General features: G+C 63.8%; 14 protein-coding genes. 8 read left to right on the plus strand and 6 right to left on the minus strand.

What is annotated here, in order from left to right; translation table 11 throughout:
* Nucleotides 1-244 precede the first annotated feature (244 nt).
* Nucleotides 245-2,368 (plus strand): hybrid sensor histidine kinase/response regulator, encoded by a 2,124-nt coding sequence (locus ACE10X_RS05620; protein WP_304557467.1) that lies wholly within the window; start codon nucleotides 245-247, stop codon nucleotides 2,366-2,368.
* 152 nt (nucleotides 2,369-2,520) lie between these two features.
* On the opposite strand, the gene ACE10X_RS05625 is transcribed toward ACE10X_RS05620, so the two are convergent.
* Entirely contained in the window at nucleotides 2,521-4,083 is a 1,563-nt protein-coding gene (locus tag ACE10X_RS05625; RefSeq protein ID WP_038386184.1) for an AMP-binding protein, read from the minus strand.
* A 66-nt stretch (nucleotides 4,084-4,149) separates the two neighbouring features.
* On the opposite strand from ACE10X_RS05625, the gene ACE10X_RS05630 reads away from it, so the two are divergent.
* The 3 genes from ACE10X_RS05630 to ACE10X_RS05640 all read left to right on the plus strand — a co-directional run bounded on the left by ACE10X_RS05630 (nucleotide 4,150) and on the right by ACE10X_RS05640 (nucleotide 6,357).
* Nucleotides 4,150-5,148 carry a nitronate monooxygenase family protein gene (locus ACE10X_RS05630; protein ID WP_304557468.1) on the plus strand — a complete coding sequence of 333 codons (999 nt, stop codon included), beginning with the start codon at nucleotides 4,150-4,152 and terminating at the stop codon, nucleotides 5,146-5,148.
* Between the two features lie 126 nt (nucleotides 5,149-5,274).
* A complete protein-coding gene (locus ACE10X_RS05635; protein WP_038386187.1) occupies nucleotides 5,275-5,517 on the plus strand; it encodes a hypothetical protein in 243 nt (80 codons plus the stop codon).
* A 108-nt stretch (nucleotides 5,518-5,625) separates the two neighbouring features.
* Complete coding sequence (locus ACE10X_RS05640; RefSeq protein WP_038386188.1) at nucleotides 5,626-6,357, plus strand: hypothetical protein; 732 nt, start codon at nucleotides 5,626-5,628, stop codon at nucleotides 6,355-6,357.
* 41 nt (nucleotides 6,358-6,398) lie between these two features.
* Here ACE10X_RS05640 and ACE10X_RS05645 read toward each other — a convergent pair whose 3' ends face one another.
* Nucleotides 6,399-7,823, minus strand: coding sequence for a toll/interleukin-1 receptor domain-containing protein (locus ACE10X_RS05645; protein WP_038386189.1), 1,425 nt, complete (start codon nucleotides 7,821-7,823; stop codon nucleotides 6,399-6,401).
* Between the two features lie 385 nt (nucleotides 7,824-8,208).
* Between ACE10X_RS05645 and ACE10X_RS05650 the strand changes: the two genes are divergently transcribed.
* The 3 genes from ACE10X_RS05650 (at nucleotide 8,209) to ACE10X_RS05660 (ending at nucleotide 11,397) form a co-directional block, all read left to right on the plus strand.
* Nucleotides 8,209-9,348: a patatin-like phospholipase family protein gene (locus tag ACE10X_RS05650; protein WP_038386190.1), complete on the plus strand. Its 1,140-nt coding sequence runs from the start codon at nucleotides 8,209-8,211 to the stop codon at nucleotides 9,346-9,348.
* Nucleotides 9,349-9,693: 345 nt separating this feature from the next.
* Nucleotides 9,694-10,044 (plus strand): hypothetical protein, encoded by a 351-nt coding sequence (locus tag ACE10X_RS05655; protein WP_375764079.1) that lies wholly within the window; start codon nucleotides 9,694-9,696, stop codon nucleotides 10,042-10,044.
* Nucleotides 10,045-10,269: 225 nt separating this feature from the next.
* The gene (locus ACE10X_RS05660) at nucleotides 10,270-11,397 is read left to right on the plus strand and encodes a TRAFs-binding domain-containing protein (protein ID WP_157788037.1); all 1,128 of its coding nucleotides are present in this window, start codon (nucleotides 10,270-10,272) and stop codon (nucleotides 11,395-11,397) included.
* Nucleotides 11,398-11,422: 25 nt separating this feature from the next.
* Here ACE10X_RS05660 and ACE10X_RS05665 read toward each other — a convergent pair whose 3' ends face one another.
* Nucleotides 11,423-12,088, minus strand: coding sequence for an O-methyltransferase (locus ACE10X_RS05665; protein WP_038386193.1), 666 nt, complete (start codon nucleotides 12,086-12,088; stop codon nucleotides 11,423-11,425).
* Nucleotides 12,089-12,181: 93 nt separating this feature from the next.
* On the opposite strand from ACE10X_RS05665, the gene ACE10X_RS05670 reads away from it, so the two are divergent.
* Complete coding sequence (locus ACE10X_RS05670; RefSeq protein WP_038386194.1) at nucleotides 12,182-12,814, plus strand: TetR family transcriptional regulator; 633 nt, start codon at nucleotides 12,182-12,184, stop codon at nucleotides 12,812-12,814.
* A 3-nt stretch (nucleotides 12,815-12,817) separates the two neighbouring features.
* Here the strand turns inward: ACE10X_RS05670 and ACE10X_RS05675 are convergent, their stop codons facing one another.
* The 3 genes from ACE10X_RS05675 to ACE10X_RS05685 all read right to left on the minus strand — a co-directional run bounded on the left by ACE10X_RS05675 (nucleotide 12,818) and on the right by ACE10X_RS05685 (nucleotide 15,102).
* The gene (locus tag ACE10X_RS05675; protein WP_157788038.1) at nucleotides 12,818-12,967 is read right to left on the minus strand and encodes a hypothetical protein; all 150 of its coding nucleotides are present in this window, start codon (nucleotides 12,965-12,967) and stop codon (nucleotides 12,818-12,820) included.
* A 268-nt stretch (nucleotides 12,968-13,235) separates the two neighbouring features.
* A complete protein-coding gene (locus tag ACE10X_RS05680; protein WP_375764080.1) occupies nucleotides 13,236-13,616 on the minus strand; it encodes a hypothetical protein in 381 nt (126 codons plus the stop codon).
* A 616-nt stretch (nucleotides 13,617-14,232) separates the two neighbouring features.
* A complete protein-coding gene (locus ACE10X_RS05685; protein WP_244435876.1) occupies nucleotides 14,233-15,102 on the minus strand; it encodes a VOC family protein in 870 nt (289 codons plus the stop codon).
* Nucleotides 15,103-15,497 lie beyond the last annotated feature (395 nt).

Below are 15,497 nucleotides of genomic sequence, written 5' to 3' on the forward strand. Positions count from 1 at the left end.
AGTCACGTCTACGGTGCATGGGGTTGTTTCACCGATTCGCAGTGCAGGAGCGCCAAGCGACTGCCCCTGCGGCAAAAATAACTCCGCTTCCCGGGAACGGTTGGCGGCACGTGAGAGTTTCGCTCCCGTTAGGGGGTCCCATGATGCGTATTGATCCCGCCGCCGGCATCGTGGCCATGGCCGTCCGGCGGTTGTGTGATGTGCCGGCCGGTGTCGACGGCCGGCCGCCGCAGGGACAGACGCGATGAAGCCTGGTCCGTCCTCGGAACGCGCGGTCATCCTCGCCGCGAGCGAGCGGGACGCCGTCAAGACTGCCCACCTGATCAAGGAAGCCGGCTATTACGCCAACATCTGCGGTGACCTCGCCGAGCTCGAACGCCAGATCGCAAACGGGGCGGGCCTTGCCATCATTGCCGACGAGGTGATCAGGGCCGCCGACCTCGCCGGCCTGACGCACTGGCTGAATGAGCAGCCGTCTTGGTCGGACTTTCCTATCGTGCTGATCAGCGAGAAGGGGGGACCCGAGCGCAATCCCGAAGCCGCGCGGCTCGGCCGGGCGCTCGGTAATGTCACCTTCATCGAGCGGCCGTTTCATCCGACCACGCTGGTAAGCCTGGTCGCCGCGACGGTGCGCGGCCGCCGCCGCCAATACCAGACCCGCCAGATCCTCGAGGATCTGACCGAGAGCGAGGGGCTGCTGCAGACCGCGCTCAATGCCGGTCATCTCGGCGCGCTCGAGCTTCATCTGCCGGATTTCGAGCTCGAGGCGTCGCCGACCTGCAAGACCTATTTCGGGCGCAGGCCGGGCGATCCCTTCACCTATCAGGATCTCTTGGACGCGGTGCATCCCGACGACCGCGCCCGCCGGAGCGAGATCGTCGAACAAACGTTGCGCACCGGCTCGGATTATCGGATCGAATACCGCAACATCTGGCCCGACGGCACCGAGCACTGGGTCGACGTCCGCGCCCGTGCGGTGCGGCGGCCCGACGGCGTCCTCCGCTCGCTGGTCGGCGTCTGCTCCGACATCACCGCGCGCAAGACCGCGGAGATCGAACGCGAGGCGTTGCTGGCGCAGCTTGCGGCCGAGCGCACTGCACTCGCCGAACTCACCGCGACGCTGGAGCAGCGGGTCGAGCAACGCACCGCCGACCTGATGAAGGAGGTCGCCGCGCGCGAGCGGGCGCAGGAACAGCTCCGCCATGCGCAGAAGATGGAGGCGATCGGCCAGCTCACCGGCGGCGTCGCGCACGACTTCAACAATCTGCTGATGGCGGTGATGGGCAATCTCGATCTGCTGCGCAAGCGCATGCCGGAGGATCCGCGCCTGCGTCGCCTGGTCGACGGCGCATTGCAGGGCGCCGAGCGCGGCGCGTCGTTGACGCAGCGGCTGCTGGCATTTGCGCGGCAGCAGGATCTGCGCGCGGTGCCGGTCGATCTCGGCGCGCTAGTGCGCGATATGAGCAATCTGCTCGAGCGCTCGCTCGGACCTCGCATCATGCTGCGGCTCGACATTCCCGAGGGGCTGCCGCTGGCCTGTGTCGACAGCAACCAGCTTGAGCTTGCGGTCCTCAACCTTGCGATCAATGCACGCGACGCGATGCCGGATGGCGGCGTGATCGAGATCCGCCTCGCGACCTGGCAGGCGAAGAATGATCCGACGCTGCAGTCTGGCGACTATTTGAAGCTCTCGGTGATCGACAGCGGCACCGGCATGTCGCCGGACGTGCTGAAGCGTGCGATCGAGCCGTTCTTCTCGTCGAAGCCGGTGGGCAAGGGCACCGGGCTCGGCCTGTCGATGGTGCATGGGCTCGCCGTGCAGCTGGGCGGCGAGCTGCAGTTGTCGAGCGCGGTCGGCAAGGGCACCACGGCTGCGCTGGTGCTGCCGGTTGCAACGGCGGTGCCGGAAGTCGAGAGCCCGGCGCCCGCGGCGCAGACGGTCAAGCGCTCGGCGGTGATCCTGCTGGTTGACGATGATCCGTTGATCGCGATGTCCACCATGGAAATGCTGGAGGACCTCGGTCACCGCGTGATCGGCGTCAATTCCGGACCGCAGGCGCTCGAGATCCTCAGGAGCGACCAGGAGATCGACCTGATGATGACCGATCACGTGATGCCCGGCATGACCGGCATCGAACTCGCCGCGGCTTCGCGCAAGGTGCGGCCGCAGCTCCTGGTCCTGCTCGCCACCGGCTATGCCGAACTGCCCGACGGCACCCAGGTCGACCTGCCGCGGCTGGCCAAGCCCTACCACCAGGATCAGCTGCGCGACCGGCTCGATCGGTTGCTGTCGCAGGGTGTGAAGCGACCGGAGGCGGCTGGCACCGACAGTCTTGCCGCGCCTTCCACTCTCTCCCCGTCACCCTGAGGTGCGAGCGGAGCGAGCCTCGAAGGGCGCCGGCCCGGCTGGTGCCGCAAGCGGAGATAGCGCGCGCTGAAACATCGGGGCCGTGCATCCTTCGAGGCGCGCGAGAGCGCGCACCTCAGGATGACGGGACCAGCAATGGTCGTACGAGCATCCTACCCCACCATGCGGTCGCGGCCGGTCCAGAAGCGCGCCTTCAGCACCTTCTTGTCGACCTTGCCGACGCCGGTCATCGGCAGCTCCTTGACGAACTGGATCTGCTTCGGCGCGTGTGCCGAGCCCTTCTTCGCCTTCACCAGTCCGATCAGCTCGTCGGCGTCGGGCGCAGCGCCCTCGCGCGCGACCACGACGGCGGTGACGGCCTCACCCCATTTGTCGTCGGGCACGCCGACCACGGCGACCATCGCGACGTCGGCGTGTTGCGACAAGACATCTTCGACTTCGCGCGGAAAAATGTTGAAGCCGCCGGAGACGATCATGTCCTTCTTGCGGTCGAGGATGAACATGTAGCCGCGCTCGTCCTTGCGCGCGATGTCGCCGGTGTGCAGCCAGCCGCTCTTCAGTGTCTCCGCCGTGATGTCGGGCCGCTTCCAGTATTCGGCCATCACATGCGTGGCACGCACGCAGATCTCGCCGGCCTCACCGATCGCGACCTCCTGGTCGTCCTGATCGAGGATCTTCACCTGGCAGGCGGTGATCGGGAAGCCGCAGGACAAAAACAGGTCCGGCGTTTTCGGGTCATGATCCGCCTTGCGCAGCACCGAGACCGGATAGCATTCGGTCTGGCCGTAGAGCTGGGAGAACACCGGGCCGATCCGCTCGATGCCTTCGACCAGCCGGCTCGGCGACATCGCCGAGGCGCCGTAGAGCAGGAGCTCGAGCGAGGAGAGGTCGGTCTTGTCGAGCGCGGGATGATCCAGCATCACATAGATCATGGTCGGCACGAACAGCGTGAAGTTGATCTTCTCGCGCGCGATGGTCGTGAACACGGCCTCCGGGTCGAACCCTTTCAGCATGTGCACGGTGCCGCCGCGCATCAGCGTCGGCAGCACCTTGGTGCCGGCGACATGGCTGATCGGCGCCACCGTGAGATAGCGCGGCGTCTCCGGGATCTCGAAATCGGCGAGGATGGCGGCGGCGAAGCCGCCATATTCGCGGTGATAGCGCAGCGCGCCCTTGGATTTGCCTGTCGTGCCGCCGGTGTAGTTCAAGGTCGAGATGTCGTCCTCGCGGGCGAAGCTCTTCGCGCTCGCGCTGCCGGCATCCTCAGCCACCTGCAACAGGTCGGCGCCGTAATCCGCCGGGCCGAGCGTGAACACGGTCTTGAGGCCCTGTGCCTTCGTCGCGAGCTCGCCGCCGCGATCGCGAAACGTGATGCCGTCGACGATCAGCATCTGCGCTTCGGAATCCTCGATCTGGAACAGCTGGTCGTCGAGCGAGCCCAGCGGATGCAGCCAGGTGATCGCGAGCCGCGACAATTGCGCGGCGACGCCGGCGCACCAGCTGTCGGCGCGGTTGGCGGTGAGCAGCGCGACGCGGGTGCCAGGCGCAAAGCCGAGCCGCATGAACACGCTCTGCATTCGTCCGATCAGGTCGGTCGCGCCCTGATAGCTGAGCGAGCCGCCCGGCCATGCGAAGGCGGTGCGCGACGGATAGCGCGCCAGCGCCCGCAAGGTCTGTTCGCACACTGCCGGAAATGCATAGAGCGGATTGCTCATCTCGTTGTCCCTCCCGCCTTTGTCTTTGGCTTTTGTCGTGCCAATGTTGGCGGCAACGCTAACACAATGATGATGGGAAGAAACAACTTGTCCGCCGATCTTCTCGCGCGTCTTCGCGATCGCCTGCGGCTGCCGCTGATTGCAGCACCAATGTTCTTGGTCTCCGGTGTCGAGCTGGTGGTAGCCGCCTGCCGCAACGGCGTGATCGGTTCGTTTCCGACGGTGAATTGCCGTGAGACGGAACAGCTCGATGCCTGGCTCGGCGACATCGCGCGCCGCCTGCAGGCGCATGCCGATGCAAGCGGCCAGGCGGCCGCGCCGATCTGCCCGAACCTGATCGTGCATCGCTCCAACACGCGGCTGGCCCAGGATCTCGCCGTGCTGCTGCGGCACCAGCCGGAGCTTGTGATCACTTCGGTCGGCTCGCCCGCGCCGGTGCTTGGCCCTCTGCACGATGCCGGCGCGCTGGTTTTCGCGGACGTCGCCTCGATCCGCCATGCCGAGCGCGCGGTCGCGGCCGGCGCCGACGGGCTCGTGCTGCTCACTGCGGGTGCCGGCGGGCAGACCGGCTGGCTCAATCCGTTCGTGTTCGTCCGGGCGGTGCGCGGCTTCTTCGATGGACCGATCGTGCTTGCCGGCGGCATCAGCGACGGCCACGCGCTGCGCGCCGCAGAGGCGCTCGGCTGCGACCTCGCCTATATGGGCACCAAGTTCATCGCGACGCGCGAGAGCATGGCGGATGGCAGGTACAAGCAGATGCTGGTCGACTCCACCGCCGACGATATCCTGCTGACGACGGCGTTCACCGGCCTGCAGACCAACATGCTGCGGCCCTCGATCGAGGCCGCCGGTCTCGATCCCGACGACCTGCCGGCACGCGGCGCGATCGACATCGGCAAGGACATCGACATCGGCGCCCGCGAAAGCCGCCCCAAACGCTGGCGCGATATCTGGAGCGGCGGTCATTCCACCTCCGGGGTCGCCGGGGTGCTCGGCGTCGACGAGCTCGTGGCGCAGACGATCGCGGAGTATGAGGCGGCGAGCGGACGGGTGCGGCTCGCCTGATCCGCCGCGAAACCGCAGCCGCTCAAATCCCGCCTATCCCCTTAACGCGGCATTAACCATGCCAGTCCCAACAATACAGTCACGGGCCGCCACGGCTGGCCGCCCGGCAGTTTGTGGGAATGCGACATGGCCCTTGAGGCGCTCTCCAAGACCCCGGCAACGCTCGACGAGCTCCGGACCCGGGTGTTCTACGCCCTGCAGCGGCATCCGCTGTGCCGTCAGGTCGAATTCGACATTGTCAGCACGCCGCGCACCCGCCGCACCAACTGGACGGTCAGCCTGCACACGGTCCAGCCCGGCGCGCTCTGGACGGCGCACGAGATCGTCGCCGACATCCAGGAGGCCTATGAGCTTGATGCCGCGGCCTGATTTTCCGGCCGTTTCGGGACAATTTCACCTATTTGGCGTCGTCACGGCACGGTACCGCCGCATTTCACGCGCAGTTTGCAGTGACACCGGCCGGCAATGGAGTAGTTTTTGACCAGAGCCATCACCCTCGCCGCGCTGACATGCTTCCTGCTCGCCGGCGTCGCGATAACAGCCATTTTGGGCCGTGACAGCCTGCCGGCGGCGCAGGCCGACATTGGCCCGGTCGCCAACCGTGCCAGCAAGCAGGACAAGCTCGCGGTCAGCACGCTTGCCGCGGCCTCGTTTGAGGCGCCCCAGCCGATTGAGCCTTCCGCCAATCCGTCTCCGCTCCTGTTGCGGGCGCAAGCCGCGATTCCGGGCGCGACCGATACCGTGCGCCAGGCCTATGCCTCCGTCGAGCCCGCCGATATCGGCCTGCCGAAGATCACCGACCCCGTCGATGCGGCTCAGCCGAAGATCGCCGAGCCCGCACCCGCGCTGGTCGCCCCCGCGCCGCCGAAGCCCAAGGCTGCGGCCAAGCCGGCGCCGCAGAAAACCTACGCGCTGCTGAGCGACGCCCAGATCGCCGGCATCAAGGACCGGCTGAAGCTGTCGTCGTCGCAGGAATATTACTGGCCGGCGGTCGAGACCGCATTGCGCGCCGTCGCCCGCAAGATCCACGCCAAGCGCCAGGGCGATCCCGCCGTGGGCAACATACCGATCGATCCGGACTCCGAGGAGGTCCAGCAGCTGAAGTCGGCGGCGATGCCGCTGCTGTTTCAGCTCCGCGAGGATCAGAAGAACGAGGTCCGTTCGCTGGCGCGCCTGATTGGCCTGGAACGCGTCGCTGCGATGATCTGAGCGGCAGGCTCCGGCCGAACCGGATCTGCGCTCCTTATGCTCTAGCGGGCCTCCAGCGGCCGCAGCTTCTCCACCTTGCCCTGGGTTTCGACGAGCAGCTGTTTCATGAAGTCCTTGTTGCGCTTCAGCCAGGGCTCGAGCGTCTGCCTGACGTCGCTTGGCGACTTCTTCTCGATGGCCTGCGCCAGCCGGGTCTGAAACGTCCCCCAATCCTTGAACATCTCCTTCAGCAGCGCATCGTCGGAGATGTTGATCGCCGACTTGATGTCGCCGACGGTTTCGAGCTCGCGCATATTGCCCTGTCGCAGGATCGAATCCAGGTTTTCCAGGCATTCGTGGTAGCGCTCCAGCAGATCGTCCCATCGCTTGGCGCTGAAGTCATCGTCCAGGCCCTCGACGGCGTTGTATAGCGGCTCGAGGAACGACCACCGGAAGCGTCGCGCCAGTCGCAGCAGGATCGACAGGAAGACGATGTCCTTCGGCATGTTCTGCGCGACCATCAGGCGAGGATCCTCGCTGAATGGCGGCATCGGCACGAAGATGATGACGATCGAGAACGGCGTGCTATCGAGATATTCGAGCCGGGCGATGACAGGTTGATACAGCTTCAGATCGCGGAAGATCGGACTGAGGACCTGCTCGCGGCTGCGCCGGCTGGCGATATCCACGTCGGCGAACGAGTTCGCGACATAGCTCGTCAGCTCGTCGAGCCAGGCCCCGCTGTCGTAGCGGTTTTGCGCGCGGAGCAGATCCTCCCAGTCGAGCTCCGCCGTGTCGGGACCGGACAACAGCGTGGTGGTGCCGGCATCCGCCTCCAGCACGGCATCCTTCAGGAAGCCGCGCGCGCGATCGGCGGGGGGCAATGGCCTGAGCGTTTCGGCCTTTTGCCGGAACGACAATTCGTCGCTGAACACGATGCGAAGCCGCAGGCGAAACAGCTCTTCCGGCCGGGTGATCTGCAGGAACTGCGCGTGAATGTCCTTCGCCGCCTCGTTGAACTTGGGCGCGTAGTTGGCGTTCAGTCGCGGCCGCAGCGGCGCAGGACCGAAGATCGGCTTCACGAACAGGTCTTCGAGGAATCGCCGGACGTCGTCCTCGCCGATTCCGTAGAACTCGTTCTCCGCCAGCATCGGAAACGAAGGCGAAGAGTCGACCGAGAACCACAGCACCTTGGAGATGAGCTTCAGCGCGCGCTTGTAACCGTCGAACTGGGCAATCTCGGATGCGCACCAGGTCCAATTGTGCTCGGCATTGGTGTGGATGAAGATCAGGCAATCGGCCTTCGCCGTGTTGTCGATCATCCATTGCCGCCATTCGGAGCCGCCGGGAATTTCCTCGCAGACGAAGCATTCCACCGGACGCTGGCCGTCCAGGCTGCTGAGATATTCGAGCCGCGCCTTGAGCAGGCGCGCGAGAAATCTGTCTTCGGCGCGATGGCTGATAAAGACCGAGAAATCATTTGGCATGGCAAAACCCGATCTGCATGAATCTTATGCGACGGCTGGCCGTGTCTCATCGGCCGAATGCCGCGGCTGCACATCCTGCCGCGAGCTCAATGATAGCTCGTCTCTGAAATCTGCGATCGCCGGGCGCGAAAAAGAAAAACCGCCTGCCAGTGATTTATCTCACTATACCTTAGGGTGTGCCATGTGCAAGATACCCAGGGACCCGGAGCGCGATCGAGCTCCGGGATGGACTGGCTAAAATTTTTCGAAACTCAGCTGATGTGTCGAACGCATCGCTTCATTTTATGCCCTGGCGCCGTTTGCGCGGGCGCGCGACCAATTGAGCCTTCGGCCGTGATCGGTCGGCCGTATCAAGATCAGCAAAAGTCATAGTCGGGGGGCAGTTATGCCGAAGACCAAGCAGCAGCATCTCGATCGCGCACTCGGGCCGAAGCGGATACTGGCGCTCGATGGCGGTGGCATCCGCGGCATCCTGACGCTCGAATATGTCAGCGCCATCGAGGCGATGTTGCGCAAGCGGTTTGGCAACAGCGATCTCCTGCTTTGCGATTATTTCGATCTGATCGGCGGCACCTCGACCGGATCGATCATCGCTGCCGGACTGGCCTGCGGAATGACGGCCGACGCGTTGAAGCAGCTCTATCGCGGCATCGGCACCGACGTCTTCCAGGGTTCGTTCTGGCGGCGCGGGCTGCTGGCGCCGAAATTCAAGTCGGATGCCTTGCAGCACGCACTCGACGCGCAGCTCGGCGCCGACACCTCGCTCGGCGGCGATCGCATCCGTACCGGCCTGATGATCATGACCAAGCGGCTCGACACCGGCAGCCCGTGGCCGCTGCACAACCATCCGGACGCGATCTTTGCAAAGCAGGACGGCGGGCTGCGGCTGACGCAAGTGGTGCGCGCCAGCACCGCGGCGCCGACCTATTTCAGTCCCCAGGAGATCACGATCTCGTCGCGCTCCGGCAGCACGGTCAGCGGCGCCTTCGTCGATGGCGGCGTCAGCCCGTTCAACGATCCTGCGCTGCAGCTCCTGATGCTGGCGTCGCTCCATGGCCATGGCCTTCGCTGGCCAACCGGCAGCGACAATCTCCTGCTGATCTCGGCCGGCACCGGCGTGTTCAAGTCGACCTTCTCGACGGAAGAAATCGTTCACATGCCGGCGGCCGAGCAGGGCCTGCGCTCGCTGCAATCGCTCATGGACGATTGCGGACAGCATAATCACGGCATGCTGCAATGGCTGACCAACTGCCTGACGCCCTGGTCGATCGATCGTGCGGTGGAAGATATGGTGGCGGACAGTCGGGGCGGACCGCAACTCGCGACCTATGCGCGCTACAACGTGCTGCTGGAAACCACCTGGTTGAAGAAGACGGTCGCGATCGACCGGACGCCGGACGCGCTGGCGAAGATCGCCGCGATGGATGACCCGAACAATATGGACGAGCTTGCCGAGATCGGACGGCTCGCAGCCGTCAGGCAGCTCAAGCCGGAACACTTCCCGCCGGCCTTCGATCTCACGTGATGCCGCACAGCGCGGCGTCCCGCCACTCGGATCCCGGTTTCGACAAGGAATTCGCCTTCAGATAAGTTCGTCATCGAGACACAATGATCCCATCACGAGCTGGGTGTCACGATGACCACAGAGCAAAGCGCCGGATCGCCAAACACAGTGGTTCTCTTCAGCGGTCACATGATCGATGCGCCAGATCGAAAAACGCCACGCTTTCCGCCGGACAAGGAGCCTGTTGCGGCCGCTGCGATCGCCGACGCACTTGCGAAGATCGGTGTCACCAAAGGTGATCTCGCCATTTGCGGCGGCGCCTGCGGCGGCGATCTGTTGTTTGCGGAAGCTGCCCTCGCGAAGGGCATGCAGCTTGAAATCTATATTCCGTTCGACGAACCGACGTTCCTTGCCGGCTCGGTCGATTTCGCTGGCGGAAACTGGCGCGCGCGCTATCTCGCGGCGAAATCGCGAGCCACGCTCCATGTCACGCCCGACGAACTGGGGCCGCTGCCGGCCGGTGAAAACGCCTATGAGCGCGACAATCAATGGATGCTGGAGCGCGCCGCCCGATTTGGCGACAGCAAGCTCGCCTTTGTCTGCCTGTGGAATGGCGAAGGCGGCGATGGTCCCGGCGGCGCCAAGCACCTGATGGATGAGGCCGGGCGCAAGACGACGTGGGTTTACTGGCTGGATACGAAGAAATTATGGGACTGAAGGAATTGCGATATGCCGTCGTGTTTCATGATCATGCCCTATGGCCGAAAGCCGACCCAGGCCGATCCCAAGTTTGGTCCAGCCGAGATCGATTTTAACGCATTGTGGGATCGCGCCTACGTACCCGCCATCAAGGCGCTCGGTTATCACCCGGTGCGCGCCGACCAGGACACCAGCGCATTGATCGTCAGTGAAATGCTGGAACGGATCTACTTCGCCGATCTCGTGCTGGCCGACATGACGATTCCGAACGGCAATGTCTATTACGAGGTCGGTATCCGCCACGCATCGCAAAAGACCGGGTGCGTGTTGCTTGCGGCCGACTGGTCCAAACAATTGTTCGATGTCGTGCAGATGCGAACCGTCCGCTATCCGCTGCCCGAGGGCGAGATCACCGAGGCGACCGCGGCAGCCATGCAGGCCGCGATCAAGGATCCCATCAAGGCGCTTGCTGACGGGATTTCGCCGATGCACCAGTCGATCCCGGGCTATCCAGACAATGTCGACCCGCGCAAGGCGATGACGATGCGGAGCCAGCTCGCCGAGCAAGCCGCGTTTCAGACCAAGATACGCGCGGTGCGCGCGGCGCCCACGGATCAGCGCATGGCGCGGGCCCAAGCGCTGATCGCGACCGAGGGAAGTCCGCCCGCCACTTATGCAAAGGCGCTCGCTTTGTTGCTGATGCTGCGCGACTGCGTCAATAATGCTGCCGACTGGAACATCGTGCTGGATTTCATCGGCAGGCTTCCCGACCGCTTCGCCAACGAGCCTGAAGTGCAGGAAAATCGCGCATTTGCCGCGGCCCAGGCCGGCGACGACATCCAGGCCATTGCCGAGATACAGACATTGATTGATTTCGCGGGGCTGACGCCGGAACGGCTCGGCTTGATGGGTGGCCGCCACAAACGCCTCGCCAGAGGCGCGCCAGCCGACTCTCCTCGCCGCAAGGAGGAGCTCGAGAAGGCGATCGACTGTTATCAGCAGGGTATGGAACTCGATCTCAACGCCTATTATTGCTCCAGCAACCTGCCCCGTCTCTATCGTGCCCGGGGAAACCCGGGCGACGAGGATCTTGCGCAGGCCACTGTGCGGGTCGCGATTGCCGCCTGCGAACGGGCCAGACGATTGCAACTTGCCGACGAATGGCTGCGCCCGACGCAGCTTGCCGCGGCCTTTGACCTTGGCGATTCCGACAAGGCCGAGGAACTGGCAATGCAGGTGGTTGCCGAGGGGCAAGCGAAATGGAAAGTGAGCAGTGTCCTTCGCGACCTCGAAGCCAGTCTCCAATACGTCGCCGACCCAGCAAAGCGCGCGCGATTGTCCGCCATCATCGACAGGATCAAGACGGCCTGACCGCGCACTTTTCTCGTCATCCGCCTCAGCCGAGCCGCATCGACAGCTCGACGTCGTCGCCGAACGGTACAGACATGTAGCCGTTCGCCGGCGAGCGCACGCGCGCCAGATAGTCGGGGCTGTCGTCGGCGTTGTCGGCGACGATGAAGGCGCCCGGCTTCAGACGGCTCTCCACGAGATCGAGGATATCGGGATAGAGCGCCTTGGCGCCGTCGAGCAGCACGAGGTCGATCGTATCGGGCAGACCCGTGCGCAGCGTCTGGAGTGCATCGCCCTCGCGGATCTCGACAAGGTCATCGAGCCCGCCGGCGACGAGATTGTCCCGGGCACGCACCACCTTGGACGATTCGAACTCGCTGGTGATCAGGCGCCCGCCGCCATTGTCGCGCAGCGCGGCAGCAAGGTGCAGCGTCGAGATGCCGAATGACGTGCCGAACTCGACGATGTTCCGCGCCTGGCTGCCGCGCGCCAGCATGTAGAGCAGCGCGCCGGTCTCGCGCGAGACCGCGAGCGGCAGATTGTTCAGCCGGCCGTACAGCGCGCGGTAGTCGGTCTTGCTCCGCATCAGGCGCGCCTGTTCGGTGTCGGAAAGGTCGGCCACCGCGAGCCGGGTTTCTTCGACCGCAGCGGAGGCTTGCGCGAACAGGCGCTCGAGCAGGCCCGCGAGCTCAGGTGAAATGAGGGTGGTCATATCGGTCTCCGGTGTGAAAGCGGCGCGTCCTTGCGCCCCGCCACAAATACGAATAATTATTCGCATTCGCTAATCGCATTCCCCAGGACGTCCATGACCGAACGGCGAAGCTCCTCAATTTCCTCGCGAAAACAGCCGCAACAGGCCCGCTCGACCGAGCTCGTCACGGCGATTCTCGATGCGGCTGTTCAGGTTTTGACGAAGGATGGTGCGCAGCGTTTCACCACGGCGCGGGTGGCCGAGAAGGCCGGCGTCAGCGTCGGCTCGCTGTACCAGTATTTCCCGAACAAGGCCTCGATCCTGTTCCGGTTGCAGAGCGACGAGTGGCGGCAGACCACGCGCCTGCTGCGTGACATCCTCGAGGATGCCAAGCGGCCGCCATTGGATCGGCTGCGTTCGTTGGTGCATGCCTTCATCCGCTCCGAATGCGAGGAGGCCGCGGTGCGCGTCGCGCTCAGCGACGCCGCGCCGCTCTATCGCGATGCGCCCGAGGCGCGCGAAGCGCGGGCATCGGGCGAGCGCATCGTCGAAGCCTTCATGCGCGAGGCATTGCCGAAGACGTCAGACGCTGTGCGCGCGACAGCGGGCGATCTGATCACGACGACGCTGAGCACGGTGGGCAAGGATTTTTCGGAGAGCCCGCGAGCGCCCGCGGAGATCAAAGCCTATGCCGACGCCATGGCTGACATGTTCTGCGCGTATCTGAAGAGTCTCGGAAAGCGCTGAAGTTCACAGATAGTGCTTGGCGACCAGCAGAAACCCGAGCACGCCGCCGGTCACAGCGAAAACCGTCACGCCGTTGCGGAAACTCACGTAAGCGGCCGACCAGTAAGAAACCGTCTGGGAGGGCGTCGCGACTTTTCTCGATTTCTGGGGCAAGCCAATTCGCTCCTGAAAAAAGGCGCCGCCATCTGGTCAACACAGATGACGGCGCCCGTCTGAGGGCTTCAGGGCGAAACCCCGCTTCAGCGTAAGCCGCGATCATGAACGGTTCGTATACCGCCGGGCTTCGCAAGCTCGCATGTCAGCTGAAGCGTCGAGGTTCCCTAAGGCATGATCCGGAAAAGTGCCCAGCGGTTTTCCGAAAGGATCATGCTCAAACAAGAGGCTAAAGCGCGATGACGGTTCGACCCAATCTCATCGCGCTTTAGAACGAAGCGGAGGCATTTCGAAATGCGATGGCGCCGGCCAGCGAGCGCGGCCGCGTGCGCACGGCATGCCCGTCGTTGCCGCTCTGCACGATCCACTGGCCGTTCTCCTGACCCACGATCTTGCCGACGTGGTGACGCCAAACCACGATGGTGCCGACCGAAGGGCCGCCGGCATTGCTGCCGTAGCGCGCCCAGGATCGGGCCAGATTGAATTGCGGACCGGGATCGCTGCCGACCTGGGTGCGCATGAACCAGCCGCACCACGCGGCGGGGCGACCGGAATGTGCATAGTGCCGATGGTGATGGTGACGGCCGCGGGCTTCGGCAGTTGAAGCGAACGCCAAAAGAACCGCCACAGCGGCTAGAAGTTTACGCATTACAAAGTCCTTCTTGCTGTTGGCAGACCATCCATGTTGTGGGGGAAGCGCAGCGATGATCTGCGATTGGCTCGCGAAGCGACCGCATCGGTCAGGCGACGCAAAACGAAGGCGGGGCATGGCCCGCGCAGGCGTTTAAGAAACGGGCTATGGCCAAAATATGGCCGGTACGTCTCGTCCAGCGGCCGCGACACTGCCGAAGAGCTCAGGCGTGGTCCGCGCGATGGCCGGTAATTTGATTATCGCGGATGTGCTGTTGGACAACGACGCGCTGCCGAGCCGGCCAGCCTAGGATCGGCTGCCGATCTTGAATCAGTGAGGTGTGGTGATTGTAAACAGTCCGTCTTCGCGTTGCTCAAGCTTCGCCGGACACGCTTCGCCTTTGCAGCCTTCGCGTGGCCGCGCCACGCGTAGCTGTGTCATGGGCGTCCGCCTTCGCCAAGGCTTCGGCGGGACAGCCTTCGCTGCTTCGCATGGACAGAATTGCATCTGGCTCGGCAAGCCGTAGCTGCGAAGCAGCGAAGGCTGGTGCACCATTCAGAATACAATTGTGAACCTATATCTAATTGAAATATCTATATAATTTCGCTGTCGACAAGGTCGAAGCGTTCCCGACCTAGCGCTTCGACTTGTGAAGGACCAATTTGCCCCGTGAAGCGACATCACCCCACTTGGCGGACCAATTGAGTTCCGAGGCGGAGGGGCGCTCAGTGCCTTTCTGATCCCAGGCTCCCTGCAACGCAAATAGAGCGCCTTGGGGATCGGCACATCGCAAGATCCAGCAACCGTCGGGCAACTCGATTGGACCTTGGAGGACCCGGCCCCCGCCAGCATCAACGCGCTTGGCAGCCGCGCCAATGTCGTCGACATTGAAGTAATAGAGCCAGCAGGGTTGCGATACGCTCGGAAGCTTGGTGAGCATTCCGCCGATCGTCTGGCCGGCCGCCGAAAACAATTCATACAGGTCGGCCGGCCCGGTCCCAGCGTGAGCCTTCTGCCAGCCAAGAAGCTCGCCGTAAAACGGGAAGATCTTGTTCCGGTCTTCAGCCAGCAACTCGTGCCAGCCCACGCGTCCAGGCTCGTCCAATCCGCTGGACTGCCGTTGGCCATATGTCAGCCCGGAAACCAGTGCAAACGTCGCTCCTTGCGGATCGGCGACCACCGAAATTCGGCCAATATTGCTGGCGGTCGGCGTTACCAGAATGGCGCCCCCACGGCGGCGGATCTGCACGGCTTTCGCATCCACGTCATCGACGGCGATGTAGCCGACCCATCTCGGCCTCGCTCCCAATCGCAGCCCCTCTTCCGGGAGATGCATGAGTCCAACTGCCGGGGCGTCGCCTGCAGTAAGCAGCGTGTAGGCGAATTCCGGAGTCGACGCATCTTCCACCGCCCAGCCGATGACCTTGCCATAAAAAGCAGCTGCTGCCGGCATGTCCGTCGTCAGCAACTCATACCAGGCGAAGCGTCCGAGTTGATCGACCAAGCTAATTTCCCCGTTCAAGCGGGCCGACGATTGCGCACTGCATCAAATTGCACCCGTTGCAATCCGCTCCACGGGCGCGGATTCTCGATTTAATCGACGAAATTGCGCGATATCGTTCATGAAGATGAATGCAATCTGAACGAGCTCTATTACATTTTGTGTATGCCGTAATTCTTGTCTGCCTCGTTCGCTCGGCGTAAGATCGTGGTTCGGAAGTCCTTTCTTCCAAACTGGGAGGATGCGGCCGTGCAGCGAGCGAAGCAAGCTTCGAGACAGAAGCGAACGACCAACGCCGCGGTACCGGCGCTGGGATTAGCCGGTCTGACTTTTTCGCTGGCGGGCAGCGCATATGCCTCCGCCGTGCCCACCGGCGACGTTCAACACAAGCCGAGCTT

This window comes from Bradyrhizobium sp. Pha-3 (assembly GCF_042258325.1).
Taxonomy (GTDB): domain Bacteria; phylum Pseudomonadota; class Alphaproteobacteria; order Rhizobiales; family Xanthobacteraceae; genus Bradyrhizobium; species Bradyrhizobium elkanii.